The 12,395-nt window shown below is 63.2% G+C and carries 12 protein-coding genes; 3 read left to right on the forward strand and 9 right to left on the reverse strand.

Annotation, left to right across the window (positions count from 1 at the left end):
- Positions 1 to 25: 25 nt before the first annotated feature.
- Together aroC and pepT are read right to left on the reverse strand one after the other, a co-directional pair.
- Positions 26 to 1,138, reverse strand: a complete 1,113-nt coding sequence (aroC, locus tag DRB19_RS06530; protein WP_114185234.1) for a chorismate synthase — start codon at positions 1,136 to 1,138, stop codon at positions 26 to 28.
- Positions 1,139 to 1,415: 277 nt separating this feature from the next.
- Complete coding sequence (gene pepT, locus DRB19_RS06535) at positions 1,416 to 2,651, reverse strand: peptidase T (protein WP_114185235.1); 1,236 nt, start codon at positions 2,649 to 2,651, stop codon at positions 1,416 to 1,418.
- A 236-nt stretch (positions 2,652 to 2,887) separates the two neighbouring features.
- Between pepT and DRB19_RS06540 the strand changes: the two genes are divergently transcribed.
- Positions 2,888 to 4,255 carry an NAD(P)/FAD-dependent oxidoreductase gene (locus DRB19_RS06540; protein WP_114185236.1) on the forward strand — a complete coding sequence of 456 codons (1,368 nt, stop codon included), beginning with the start codon at positions 2,888 to 2,890 and terminating at the stop codon, positions 4,253 to 4,255.
- Positions 4,256 to 4,670: 415 nt separating this feature from the next.
- The gene (locus tag DRB19_RS06545; protein WP_162815611.1) at positions 4,671 to 5,645 is read left to right on the forward strand and encodes a patatin-like phospholipase family protein; all 975 of its coding nucleotides are present in this window, start codon (positions 4,671 to 4,673) and stop codon (positions 5,643 to 5,645) included.
- On the opposite strand, the gene DRB19_RS06550 is transcribed toward DRB19_RS06545, so the two are convergent.
- Positions 5,642 to 6,526 (reverse strand): LysR family transcriptional regulator ArgP, encoded by an 885-nt coding sequence (locus tag DRB19_RS06550; protein WP_114185238.1) that lies wholly within the window; start codon positions 6,524 to 6,526, stop codon positions 5,642 to 5,644. The two genes, DRB19_RS06545 and DRB19_RS06550, sit on opposite strands and share 4 nt — an antisense overlap.
- A gap of 155 nt (positions 6,527 to 6,681) precedes the next feature.
- Between DRB19_RS06550 and DRB19_RS06555 the strand changes: the two genes are divergently transcribed.
- Complete coding sequence (locus DRB19_RS06555) at positions 6,682 to 7,332, forward strand: LysE family translocator (protein WP_114185239.1); 651 nt, start codon at positions 6,682 to 6,684, stop codon at positions 7,330 to 7,332.
- A 465-nt stretch (positions 7,333 to 7,797) separates the two neighbouring features.
- On the opposite strand, the gene DRB19_RS06565 is transcribed toward DRB19_RS06555, so the two are convergent.
- The 6 genes from DRB19_RS06565 to DRB19_RS06590 all read right to left on the reverse strand — a co-directional run bounded on the left by DRB19_RS06565 (position 7,798) and on the right by DRB19_RS06590 (position 12,358).
- Positions 7,798 to 8,484, reverse strand: coding sequence for a hypothetical protein (locus DRB19_RS06565; RefSeq protein WP_114185241.1), 687 nt, complete (start codon positions 8,482 to 8,484; stop codon positions 7,798 to 7,800).
- A 305-nt stretch (positions 8,485 to 8,789) separates the two neighbouring features.
- Positions 8,790 to 9,182, reverse strand: a complete 393-nt coding sequence (locus DRB19_RS06570; protein ID WP_114185242.1) for a hypothetical protein — start codon at positions 9,180 to 9,182, stop codon at positions 8,790 to 8,792.
- 78 nt (positions 9,183 to 9,260) lie between these two features.
- A complete protein-coding gene (locus DRB19_RS06575; protein WP_114185243.1) occupies positions 9,261 to 9,860 on the reverse strand; it encodes a histidine phosphatase family protein in 600 nt (199 codons plus the stop codon).
- Positions 9,857 to 10,681, reverse strand: a complete 825-nt coding sequence (fabI, locus tag DRB19_RS06580) for an enoyl-ACP reductase FabI (protein WP_114185244.1) — start codon at positions 10,679 to 10,681, stop codon at positions 9,857 to 9,859. The genes DRB19_RS06575 and fabI overlap by 4 nt, the downstream gene beginning before the upstream one ends.
- Positions 10,682 to 10,799: 118 nt before the next feature.
- On the reverse strand, positions 10,800 to 11,750 hold the full coding sequence (locus DRB19_RS06585; RefSeq protein WP_114185348.1) for a DnaJ C-terminal domain-containing protein: 951 nt from the start codon (positions 11,748 to 11,750) through the stop codon (positions 10,800 to 10,802).
- Between the two features lie 128 nt (positions 11,751 to 11,878).
- A complete protein-coding gene (locus tag DRB19_RS06590; RefSeq protein ID WP_245439309.1) occupies positions 11,879 to 12,358 on the reverse strand; it encodes an RT0821/Lpp0805 family surface protein in 480 nt (159 codons plus the stop codon).
- Between the last annotated feature and the right edge of the window lie 37 nt (positions 12,359 to 12,395).

The raw sequence follows: 12,395 nt of genomic DNA on the forward strand, positions 1-12,395 counted from the left end.
TATCCTTAAATCTTTGCCGAATGCTCTACTGGAACGGCCACTGGACGGCAGCCCCGACCTGCCCGCGATGGCGCAAGACATGGTCTACCAGAACGCAAGCCACCATGGCCTCGCCCACCGGCACCGCGCGAATGCCCACGCAGGGGTCATGCCGTCCCTTGGTCATCACCTCCGCCTCGGCGCCGGAGCGGGTCACGCTGGCGCGGGGGGTGAGGATCGACGAGGTGGGCTTCACGGCGAAGCGGCACACCACCGGCTGCCCCGTCGAGATGCCGCCGAGCACGCCGCCGGCGTGGTTCGACAGGAAGGTCGGCGCGCCCGCGTTGCCAGGCCGCATCTCGTCGGCGTTCTCCTCGCCGCGCAGGGCGGCCGCCGCGAAACCATCGCCGATCTCGACGCCCTTGACGGCGTTGATCGACATGAGCGCGGCTGCGAGATCCGAGTCGAGCTTGCCGTAGATGGGAGCGCCGAGCCCTGCCGGAACCCCTTCGGCCACGATCTCCAGAACCGCCCCGATGGACGAGCCCTCTTTGCGCAACCCGTCGAGATAACCCTCATAGAAGGCCGCCGCCTCGGAATCCGGGCAGAAGAATGGATTGCGCGAGACCTCGTCCCAGTCCCACTGACCGCGGTTGATCGCATGAGGGCCCATCTGCACGAGCGCCCCGCGGATGGTCACGCCCGGCAGAACCTTCCTGGCCACTGCACCGGCCGCCACGCGAGCAGCGGTTTCCCGCGCAGAGGAGCGTCCGCCGCCGCGATAGTCGCGGATGCCGTATTTCACGTCGTAGGTGAAGTCGGCATGGCCCGGGCGGTAAGACTCCTTGATCTCGGAGTAATCCTTCGAGCGCTGATCGACGTTCTCGATCATCAGCGCGATGGGCGTACCGGTGGTGACCTGCTGTCCGGTGCGCTCGTCGATGAACACGCCGGACAGGATCTTCACCTGGTCGGGCTCCTGCCGCTGGGTGGTGAAGCGCGACTGGCCCGGACGGCGGCGGTCGAGCTCCGCCTGAATCTCGGCGGCCTCGAGAGGGATCCGCGGCGGGCAGCCGTCGATGACGCAGCCTAGGGCGGGTCCGTGGCTCTCGCCGAAGGTGGTGACGCGAAAAAGGTGACCGAAGGTGTTATGGGACATGGCGCCAACAAAAGGTTCAGTGCGTCTTAGAGCCAAAGGGCCGAGGTGTCACGCCCGGCATATGCCCCCATCGTCATGGCCGGGCTTGTCCCGGCCGACCACACCTTAGAACCGCAGCGCTGAAGAGGCGTGGGTCCCGGAACAAGTCCGGGATGACGGCTGAGGGCGGTTGCAAGGTGAAGCGTCATCTCGGGCCCGGCTGCGCCGCCCCGGGATGACGGCGGAGAGCCGCTCCGTCACGGCAAGAATATCGTTCGAGCGAGGGATAGGAGGCGCCTCAGGCGCGCTCCTCCCAGAGCTTGGCTAGCTCGACGATGGTCTTCACGGCCTTGTCCATGTCCTGGCTGCTGACGAATTCCAGCGGGGAATGGAAGGCGTGGCCGCCGGCGAAGATGTTGGCGCAGGGCAATCCCATGAAGGAGAGGCGCGAGCCGTCCGTGCCTCCGCGAATGCTGCCGCGCACCGGCTCCATGCCGGCTCGGCGGATCGCCTCAACGGCGTACTCGACGATCTCCGAGTGCCGGTCGAGCACGATCTTCATGTTGCGGTACTGCTCCTTGACCGTGAAGGTGTAGCTGGAACCTGGATAACTCTTCATCACCTCCTTGGTGATGTTCTCCAGCAGCCCCTCCTTCGCTTTGAGCCCCTCCTCCGTGAAATCGCGGATGATGAGGCTGAGATTGGCCTTCTCCATCACGCCGGACACCCCGGTGGGATGGATGAAGCCGTCGCGGCCCTTGGTAGTTTCGGGCGTCATGTCCTTCGGCAGGCGCGCGATGATGTCGCCCGCGATCCTGATGGCGTTCTCCATCTTGCCGTAGGCAAAGCCCGGATGGATCGCCACGCCCTTGATGGCGATCTCGACCGCGTCGGCGGAAAACGTCTCGTCCTCGATAGTCCCGGCCGTCTCTCCATCCATCGTGTAGCCGAAGGCTGCGCCGAGCTTTTCGAGATCCACCTTGTCGACCCCGCGGCCGATCTCCTCGTCGGTGGTGAAGAGGATGCGGATCGTGCCGTGCTTCACGTCCGGATTGTTGATCAGGAACTCGGCCGCCGCCATGATCTCGGCGATCCCGGCCTTGTCGTCCGCGCCGAGTAGAGTCGTCCCGTCCGACGTGATGATATCGTGGCCGACCAGGTCCTTGAGCACCGGATGGTCCGCGACCCGAATGACCTGGTGGGGATCCCCCGGCAGCCGGATGTCCCCGCCCTGGTAGTTTCTGATGACCTGCGGCTTGACGTTGGTGCCGCTGAAGTCCGGCGCCGTGTCCATGTGCGAACAGAAGCAGATGACCGGAACGTTGTTCTTCGGCGTGTTCGACGGAATGGTCCCATAGACATAGCCGTGCTCGTCGAGATGCGCATCGGCGACCCCGATGGCGAGCAATTCCTCGACCAGCAGTCGGCCGAGATTTTTCTGCTTCTCGGTGGAAGGCTGGGTTGGAGACGCGGCGTCGGACTGGGTGTCGATGACGACGTAGCGGAGAAAACGATCGGCAGCGCTGTCGGCCATGAGGCGGGATCCCGTTGCGAGAAAAGGCATGGACTTGTAGCGGGGTAAGGTGGTCCCGTGAATGGGGTGCGGGAATGTTGAGGAGACGCCCTGCCAAGCGGGCCCTTCCGGCGTGAGCGGCGCATGGCCCCCTTGGACCACCTTCCTTGGAAAAAGCAGCTGCCGTCCGGTCGCGTCGTCTGGTATAGGAAGGCCGCTCCCGGGCCGCGGTGAGCGGCTTGACGTATGAGACCGCAATGTCCCCTTCATCATCGAAAGTTGTCATCTGTGGCGCCGGAATCGCGGGCGTCGCGGCCGCCTATTATCTCGCCGTCGACTATGGGCTCGACAACGTGGTGTTGGTTGACGAGGGCAATCCCCTCTCGCTCACGTCGGACAAATCGACCGAAGCCTACCGCAATTGGTGGCCCGGCCCCGATACGGCCATGACCGCCTTCATGAACCGCAGCATCGATCTCATCGAGGGCATCGCGCGCGCAACCGACAACCGCATCAATCTCAATCGTCGCGGCTACGTGTTCGCGACCGCCGATGCCGGCAAGATCCCATTTCTCGAAACCATGGCGAGATCTGCCGAGGAACGTGGCGGGGGAGCAGCTCGGTTTCACGATACGCCGCAAAGCCCCTATACACCGTCCCCCGAACGCGGCTTCGAAGGTGCGTTGGACGGTGCGGACATCATCACGGATGTGAGCCTGATCCGCCGGCATTATCCCTTTCTGGCGCCCGAGACGATTGCAGTCGCGCATGCGCGGCGCGCGGGATGGCTCAGCGCCCAGCAGCTCGGAATGGTGATGCTGGAGGCGGTCCGCGCGCACGGCGTGCAGATCGTGAAAGGCCGGGTCGTGGGCATAGACACCGCGGGTGGCCGGGCTCGTGCAGTTCACGTCGAACAGCAGGGCGAGCGCCAGACGCTCGCGGCGACGCATGTGGTGCTGGCCGCCGGGCCGATGCAAGCCGAGATGGCGCGCATGATCGGCGTCGACCTGCCGATCAGGGCCGAACGCCACTTCAAGGTCAGCTTCGCCGATACGCTCGGCGGCATGCCACGCAACGCGCCGATGCTGATCTGGCTGGACGAGCAGCGTCTGCCCTGGAGCGATGAGGAACGCGCCGCGCTCGCTGAAGACGAGGAGGCCCATTGGCTCCTCGGGCAGTTCCCTGAGGGCGTGCACGGGCGACCGGATGGGGCCTCGGCGACGCTCATTCTCTTCAACCACCACGGCGATGCGGTCGACCCGATCTTCCCGCTGCCGGAGCCGGAATATTATGCCGAGATCGCTCTTCGGGGCATGTCGACCATGGTGCCGGCGCTCCGGGCCTATAACGGGAAGGTGCCGCGACCTTACATCGACGGCGGCTATTATATGCGGACGCGGGAGAACCGACCGCTGATCGGACCTGTTCCGGTGGAAGGCGCCTACATCTCGTGCGCCTTCTCGGGCTTTGGCGTGATGGGATCGTGCGCAAGCGGAGAGCTCATCGCCCGCCACATCACCGGGGCCGAATTGCCCGATTATGCGCCAGCCTTTCTCCTGTCCCGTTATCAGGACGCCGCCTATGGCGCCTTGCTTGACCAATGGGGCGACGGCGGCCAGCTCTGACGCCCACGTCAAAAGCCCGGGACGCCTGGGAAGCCTGTCTGTCGCCAAGTGCGGCAGACATCGGGGTTGCCGCTTTGGCCGCTACGACATCGTCCCATCCGGTGGCCATCGGCATGCCGACACCGCCGCAATAGCATCGACATTGTGCATTGCGTCTTGTTCCATGCCGTGTGCGCATTGCAGCATACCGCCAAGCCTATGCTGCAATGCAGCAACCGCGACTTATGTCAGGCGTTGATATTGCTCCGGTGAGGGCTGGCTAATACGGCCGGCCGTTCCGCACTACCGGTCAATACAACCATAACCCGCGGCAAGATGGAGGCAGACCATTACTCTTCTCGATCCCATTACAGAGCAGTTCCCACTGGCTGGGGCAGGCAATCAGCACGTCTCTCCGTCCTCCCGTGTCAAACAGGTGGGCGCGAGACCGAAACGGATCTCACTCGCATTACAGGGTGGAGGCGCTTTCGGCGCTTTTACATGGGGCGTACTCGATCGGCTTCTTGAGGAGGGTGTTGCCTTCGACGCCGTGAGTGGCGCCAGTGCGGGCGCCATGAACGCCGTGCTGCTCGCCTCCGGACTGGCGCAGGGTGGCGCAACGGAAGCGCGCGCCACGCTGGAGCGTTTTTGGCGCAAGGTCAGCGAGGCAGGCAGACAGAGCCGCTTCCTTACGTCAAATCCCATCCTGACGGGAGTGACGTCGCAACTTTCACCCTACCAGTTCAACCCCTTCGACCTGAGCCCCTTGCGTGACATCCTCACGACGGAGGTCGATATCGAGGCGGTTTGCCGGCGCGCGCCCGTTCGGCTGCTGCTTGGCGCCACACGGGTCCGGGACGGAGCGTTACGGCTCTTCCGCAACAAAGAGCTGACCTATGACGTCGTCCTCGCGTCCGCATGCCTGCCACAACTGCATCAGGCGGTCCTGATTGATGGCGAGCCGCATTGGGACGGCGGCTACGCGGCCAATCCTCCCCTGATCCCGCTGGTTACCGCCACACGGGCATCGACGCTGCTGGTGGTGCAGATCATTCCCACGAACTATGCCGATTTGCCGGTAACGTCGCAGGCCATCGACAAGCGGGTGAACCAGATCACCTTCAGCAACTCACTGCAGAGGGATTTGGAAGCCTTGTCGATGATGGCTCAGCTCTGCCGGGAGGGCGACATGCAGAGCTCGGGCCTCGGGCGTAAGCTGCAACGCCTCAAGGTGCACCGCCTGATTGCCGAGGATTGTGTCGATGGCCTGAGCGGGTTCAGCTTCATGAACACGGATTGGGACCATCTGCAGCATCTGCGGGATCATGGCCGGTCGGCAGCGGATGCGTGGCTTTCACAGCAATCGACGGCAGACATCGCACAAAGCCCTGAGCCCTTGCGCTCAAGCTAGACCGGGGCCAGAATCGTCCTGGCCGTGTGCACGACGGCCCGGGTCACCTCGCCCAGTACAGGGCTCGCGATGCGGCTCTGCTGCAGGAACAACGGAATTTCCAAGGGCTGGTCCGGCTTGAGCGCGACCAGCCTCCCAGCGCGAAGGTGGTCGATCACGAGCGGCTCCGGATTCATGCCCCAGCCGATCCCGGCCAGGCCCGCATCCACAAAGGCTTGAGACGAGGGCAGCCAGTGCAGCGGAGGCTGAAGGCTGAGCCCAAACACCTGCCGCAGCCATTCCGCCTGGAGTCGATCCTTCTGGTTGAAGATCAGGCATGGAGCGCGGGCGGCCGCAGGCTCGTCGAAGCCGTCAGAAAACCACCGCGCGTAGTAGCCCGGGCTTGCCGTCGCAACGTAGCGCATGGCTCCAAGAGGATGGCAGTCACAGCCCTGGATTAGCGTGCCGTGCCCGGTAACAGCCGCCACCACCTCCCCGCGCCGCAGCCATTCCGCACTGTGGTCCTCGTCGTCCAGCACCAGGTCGAACAGGTATCCCTCCGTCTGTGCCATAGCAGGGATGAACCAAGTTGCGAGACTGTCGGCATTCACGGCAATTCGCAGGGTCACGGGCTGGCTGCCGGCCTGAAGGCCAGGGAGGCTCCCACGTAAGGAGCTTTCGAGCAGCGCAACCTGCTCCACATGCTGGCACAAGCGCTGGCCCACCTCGGTTGCCGTGCAAGGCTGCCCCCGGACCACAAGCACAGTTCCCAGCCGTTCTTCCAGCAGCTTGATCCTCTGGGAGATGGCCGAAGGTGTGACATTGAGCTGTTGCGCAGCCCGATCGAAGCTGCCGGTCCGAATGACAGCCGCGAGGGCAGACAGATGGGCATAGTCGAGCATGAATTAGGACCGCTAATGAGATATGAGAAACTTTAACTATCCTAATCGACTTCGATCGCCTACCTCATGCCGACGCTGATGAGGTCCGACATGACAATCTCTCTTTTCTCAGGCTTCCGGCCGACGCTGAGCCTCCTAAACCCTAAGAAATGCCTATGCCCGACATTGCTCAACTCGCCCTGTTCGCCGCCGCAGCCTTAGTCCTCGCCGTAACGCCCGGGCCAGGCATCTTCTATGTTGCTGCCCGCACACTCTCCGGTGGCCGTGCGGAGGGGGTAGCGTCCAGCTTTGGCACAGGATTGGGCGGCATGGTCCATGTCCTCGCCGGCAGCTTAGGGGTATCCGCTGTCGTGCTGGCAAGCGCAGAGTTGTTCACCGTCCTGAAGCTGGTGGGTGCTGCCTATCTGGTCTGGATCGGCCTACGGACCTTGCAGGCGGCGCGGCGGGACGCACTGGCTGTCTTGGCGGATGGAACCGCAGCGCCGCCGGTCGGCGCGCACCGGGCTTTCCGAGAAGGAGTGCTGGTGGAAGCCTTGAACCCCAAGACAGCGGCCTTCTTCCTGGCCTTCGTGCCGCAGTTCGTGGACCCGACCGCCGGCAACGTGGCTCTGCAATTCGCCGTACTCGGCTTTGTGTCCGTTACTCTCAACACCCTCGCCGACATCGTGGTGGCCTTCGCGGCAAGCGGCATCCGCGCCGGCGCGGTGGCACGTCCCGGCTTGATCCGCCGCCTGCGCGAAGGGTCCGGAGCCGCTATGATCGCCCTTGGCCTGGGCCTTGCTCTGGCCGGACGCCCGTCGGCCTGATTGCTGGCCCGTTACTCACGTTCGGCCTATCCGGTGCTGGTGGGTCCATGACTTGGACGAGCGGAGGCGGCGGATCAAGCCGGGACGTGACGAAAGGTTGCGCGCTGATGCTCCCTCCGTTGCGACATGAACGCGAAGACCGCCAGAGCAGCTACGAAAAGAGGCACGCTGTAGAGAGTAGACCAAGCAATGAACGCTATAGGGTCATCCGTAAAATCGATCCACCCTCGATTTCTTCGAGCCGCCCGGAACACGAGACCCGAGACGATCAACCAGTAAAGGTTGAAGAAGCAGAAACCGACCAGCCATGTAAAGAACAGTATGCCCAAGATCTTCTTGATGATCTCGAAAATTCTCGCACTGGCTTTCCAACGACGTAGCAGAAGGCCAAATAGAGCTTCGAAGAGAGCTGCGATCAACGTATGCATGATCTTTCGGCCGCTGAGCACGCTTGGGACTGTTTCTTCATCGAAGCCACGGCAAGAAGATCTCCCACCAGAGAGATGCAAGTTCCTTCCGCTCGGCAATGCCGCCGTTTGCCTTCACCAGATGACTTACGGCGTCGCTGAGCAGCATCTTATCCCCGGGGAGCATACCGAATGAAAAACTGAAAACAGCCGCACTGTTTCCTCGTCGCGGGACCCTGCGCCGATTAAAAAGGGAGCTAAACCCCAATTGGATTGGCTGATCCATCGTGAGGCGAAGAGCCATGGGACCATGTCTGGCGTTGAGAATCTCAACACGTTTGATGTTGCTGAATGGAATGGGGTCCGACAGCTGAAAGTGCCAAAACTTTTCTGTATCGAACCCAACATGATAGCCATCATGGAACAGGCCTTGAAGAGAGATGAAAGTGGCTTCGCCGCCAACCAAGAGAAAGGGCAGGCCGATTACGAGGAAAAGCAAAGTTTTTATGAGTTCGAACGGGACTTCATTGAATACCAATGCATCGCCGACTAGGATGGCCGGATACAGGATTGCCACTAGAATCATGAGTGGTATCCCGAGGATGAGAACTGTCAGCATCTTCCCACGGGTCATTCGCCCCAGCCATGGCAGCTCGACATACCGCGGCGGAAGATCCGTGGTGCGCCAGATTGCGGGTGTGCTTGGGAGTTCGAGAACCTGCGGGTCCGGTTCGCTTGCGTTCATGGCGCCACCGGTCCCGAAGCAGGCTCAAAAGCATCCGACGCAGAACAGCCTGCACCGAGCACGTCAATTACACAGCCGGTGCCTGACAGCCATGGATCGTGAGCAACAAGACGGCGACGGGAACTGCACAAGATAGATGCCGCTATAAACAAAGTTACATCGTCACTCTATCGCCTTCCTATCATGGACGGCAACATGCCTGCGCTAGACATCCATGTTTTATGAGATGGAAGTAGCCTAAGCGAGCACGAACCGGGCCGCACCTGGCTTCGGGTCTCAGAACCCTCTGCCAGCGAACGGCGTTGCTACTCGACACGAATTCGGAACGTATAGGACCGGATTGTCTCGGGACCGCTATCCGTCGAATGCCAAGGCACGTCGAGAGTGAGCTCGTCAGCGCCTCGGAAGCCCTTATTGGGCGTGTAGACGAAGGCCAGCCCACGGACCTTCGTGCCTGGGCAAAGGCTGTCCTTGCCCAGCACCTGCTCGTGGGGAAGAATCTGGATGTTGCCGTTGGCGGGCCGATCGCGAACCGTCACGGTGGGAATGGCCGAGGGATAGCAGGTATCGACCTCGTAGCCCAAGAACCCGCCGATACCGGCGCGTGTGTTGACCTTGACCGTCCGCTCCACGGTCTCGGCGGCAGCGGGCCCGGCCAGCAGGCAGAACCCTGCTGCGATGACGGCGAGACGGCGCATGGGGAATCCTCTCAGAAATGAAACTTAGTTTCACTTTGAGCACATCTTCCCAAACAGCTCAAGCCGGGCTGAGGATGTTCACACCCAGCGGTGTTTGCGACCTTCGATCACCAGGATCTTGCCCTGCCAGATGTCGATGCTGGCGGCGTCCCGGGTCGAAACTCCGCAGGCGGCCGCCAGGAACGCGCGGGCGACGCCTCCGTGAGCGACGAGAACCGTGTCGCGGGTGAGATCGTTCAGGACCGGACGAACCCGGTCGACCAGCATGGCGTAGCTCTCGCCCCCGCCGGGCGGGGCGTAGTTCCACTTGTCGCGCTCGCGCAGGGAGGCCCGTTGCGGCTCCTTCTTGCGCACTTCCTTCCAGGTCATGCCTTCCCACTCGCCGAAGGTGAGCTCCACGAGACGCTCGTCCAGGCGATAGGATTCCGGGTGAAGGCCGATGACCTTGCGCAGCCGCTCCATGGTTTCGCGGGTGCGGCTCATGGGGCTCGCCACATAGGCGAGGTCCTCGGGGTTCGGCACGAGGGCCTGGAGGCGCCGGCCCGCCTCCTCGGCCTGAACGCGGCCGACATCGTTGAGCGGAATGTCCCGCTGCCCCTGGAGCCGCCCTTCGAGGTTCCAGTCCGTCTCCCCATGGCGGACGAAGTAGATCGTGGGGCGGGTTTCGCTCGCGGTCATTCTTTGTCGAGGGAGAGGTCGGGAGCCTCGGGGTTCTTCATGCCGACAACGTGGTAACCGGCATCCACATGGAGGATCTCACCCGTCATCCCGCGGGACATGTCCGATACCAGATAGGCGGCGGTCTCCCCGACCTCCTCGGTGGTGACCGTGCGGCGCAGCGGCGAGTTGTACTCGTTCCACTTGAGAATGTAGCGGAAATCGCCGATCCCGGAGGCGGCGAGCGTCTTGATCGGGCCCGCGGAGATCGCGTTGACGCGGATGTTTTTGGGACCGAGATCGGCCGCCAGATAGCGCACGGATGCCTCGAGGGCCGCCTTCGCGACGCCCATGACGTTGTAGTGCGGCATCCACTTCTCGGCGCCGTAATAGGTGAGTGTGAGCAGCGAACCGCCGTCGTTCATCAGCTTCTCAGCCCGCTGGGCAATGGCCGTGAAGGAATAGCACGAAATGAGGAGCGACTTGGTGAAGTTGCCCTCGGAGGTCTCCACGTAGCGGCCCGTCAGCTCGTCCTTGTCGGAGAAGGCGATGCAGTGGACCAGGAAGTCGAGGCCGCCCCAGAGGTTCTTTACCTCTTCGAACACCGCGTCGATGCTCGCCCCGTCCGTCACGTCGCAGTGGCCGACCACGGCGCCGCCGAGTTCCTTCGCCAGGGGCTCGACGCGCTTCTTCAGGGCCTCGCCCTGATACGTGAAGGCCAGTTCGGCCCCATGCTTGCGCGCTGCCTGCGCAATGCCCCATGCGATCGAACGATTGTTCGCCACACCCATGATCAAGCCGCGCTTGCCGGCCAGGATGCCGTGCGCCGTTGTCTCCGCCATGATTCACCAATCGTCGCTGAACAGGTCCGAAAGACGGCCTCTTTAGCCGACCCGGCGACGAGGGGGAAGACCTATCGGTCGAACGGATGTGATTCAATCCGCCGAAAGGCCCATATTCCTATTGAGCCTTGGCCGAACGGCGCTTGTGGGCATAGTCCATGAGATCCTCGCTCACGACCTCCGGCAGCTTGATCTCCACGGTCAGCAGGAGATCCCCCGGCCCGGTCTTTCCGGGCAGTCCCTTACCGCGCAGCCGGAAGGTGCGGCCCGAATTGGTCAGGGGCGGAATGGTCATGTGGACCGCGCCATTGAGGGTCGGCACACGGATGGCCCCTCCGAGGATGGCCTCCTCGATCTCGATCGGCAGCCGCAGTCGGAGATTCGTTCCCTCCGGGGTGAAGCGCTCATGAGGGGCGATCTTGATGGTCAGCAGCGCATCTCCCGGGTCGACGCCCGGAGCGCCCTGCCCCAGCCCGCGCAGGCGGATGACCTGCCCGTCGACCACGCCCTTGGGGATGACCACGTCCACGTCGCGCCCAGTCGGCAGCCTCAGGCGCTTCTTGGCTTCCCCGGCGACCTCTTCAAGGGTCACAGTGAGCGTGGCCGCAACGTCCTCGCCCTTCTGTGTGCGCGTGCGGCTTTGCCGCGGCGGTTCACCGGCCGCGCCCGCGGTCCGGAACGCCTCGCCGAAGATCTGCGAGAAGAAGTCGTCGCCAGCCTCGGCGCCGAAACCCGAGGTGCGCCCGCCGCGGCGTCCGCCTGCATTGAAGTTGAAGCCCGAGAAATCGCCGCGTCCGCCGCCTCCGCCGCGCGCGCTATTGAACCCTTCGAACCCTTGGAAGCGCGGTTTTCCCTCGGCATCGATCTCGCCACGGTCGAACTGGGCGCGTTTCGGGGCGTCGCCCAAGATCTCGTAGGCCGAGTTCACCTCGGCGAATTTGTCCTTGGCCTTGGGATCGTCGGCATTCGTGTCCGGATGGTATTTCTTGGCGAGCTTGCGGAACGCCTTCTTGATCTCCGCCTCGTCCGCGGATTTGGGCACGCCGAGAATGTCGTAGGGGTTGCGCATCGTGGAATCCATTAGCCGTCAGATTTGGGGCTGGCAGCCCAACGGGTCTGTCGACCATATGGGAAAAGTGTTGCGTGTTTGCAACGCCCATTTACACCGAAAGCTAGGGCATTTTCGGGCGAGCCGCCCTACGCCTTCGCCTGCGCTTTAGTAGGCTTCACGTCCTTGATCACCCATTCGCCGCCCGAGGGGCGGCAGGCGGTTCCTTGCAGCGAGGCGGTCGCGGGGCCGCTGAGGGCCGACGCGAACGTCCGGCAGATCTGGTCGTCCTTCACGAAGGGGGCCCCCGTGGGCGTGAAGGAGCCCTTCATGGACGAGGCGGGATTGTCCCAGGAAACCCGCGTGCCGGGACCCTGCGGGTCCAGCGCCACCCCGAGCGCCGCCTTGGCCCGGCGCCAGTCCTCGTCGTTCAGGTCGGGGGACAGCACCCGGCCGGCATTTGACGGCAGGCTGCCCGTCGTCTGCGGTTCCTCTTCTTCCAGACCGACTACGCCGACCACGAGGCTGCAAGCGCCTGTCGACAGGGCGATCATCCCAACGGCCAGCACTTTCAAGGCTTCGCGCAAGACAGCGTCTGATCTATAACGGCGCGCAGCGGCCCACATCATCACGCGTCGGTTCTCCGAGAGCGAAAAAGTCACATCT

Source organism: Microvirga aerophila (assembly GCF_003332305.1).
In the GTDB taxonomy this organism is placed as follows: domain Bacteria; phylum Pseudomonadota; class Alphaproteobacteria; order Rhizobiales; family Beijerinckiaceae; genus Microvirga; species Microvirga aerophila.

What these genes read in the sequence shown, in the direction of transcription:
- aroC (WP_114185234.1), bottom strand. Translation starts at nt 1,138, where the DNA reads ATGTCCCATAACACCTTCGGTCACCTTTTTCGCGTCACCACCTTCGGC.
- pepT (WP_114185235.1), bottom strand. Translation starts at nt 2,651, where the DNA reads ATGGCCGACAGCGCTGCCGATCGTTTTCTCCGCTACGTCGTCATCGAC.
- DRB19_RS06540 (WP_114185236.1), top strand. Translation starts at nt 2,888, where the DNA reads ATGTCCCCTTCATCATCGAAAGTTGTCATCTGTGGCGCCGGAATCGCG.
- DRB19_RS06550 (WP_114185238.1), bottom strand. Translation starts at nt 6,526, where the DNA reads ATGCTCGACTATGCCCATCTGTCTGCCCTCGCGGCTGTCATTCGGACC.
- DRB19_RS06555 (WP_114185239.1), top strand. Translation starts at nt 6,682, where the DNA reads ATGCCCGACATTGCTCAACTCGCCCTGTTCGCCGCCGCAGCCTTAGTC.
- DRB19_RS06565 (WP_114185241.1), bottom strand. Translation starts at nt 8,484, where the DNA reads ATGAACGCAAGCGAACCGGACCCGCAGGTTCTCGAACTCCCAAGCACA.
- DRB19_RS06570 (WP_114185242.1), bottom strand. Translation starts at nt 9,182, where the DNA reads ATGCGCCGTCTCGCCGTCATCGCAGCAGGGTTCTGCCTGCTGGCCGGG.
- DRB19_RS06575 (WP_114185243.1), bottom strand. Translation starts at nt 9,860, where the DNA reads ATGACCGCGAGCGAAACCCGCCCCACGATCTACTTCGTCCGCCATGGG.
- fabI (WP_114185244.1), bottom strand. Translation starts at nt 10,681, where the DNA reads ATGGCGGAGACAACGGCGCACGGCATCCTGGCCGGCAAGCGCGGCTTG.
- DRB19_RS06585 (WP_114185348.1), bottom strand. Translation starts at nt 11,750, where the DNA reads ATGCGCAACCCCTACGACATTCTCGGCGTGCCCAAATCCGCGGACGAG.
- DRB19_RS06590 (WP_245439309.1), bottom strand. Translation starts at nt 12,358, where the DNA reads ATGATGTGGGCCGCTGCGCGCCGTTATAGATCAGACGCTGTCTTGCGC.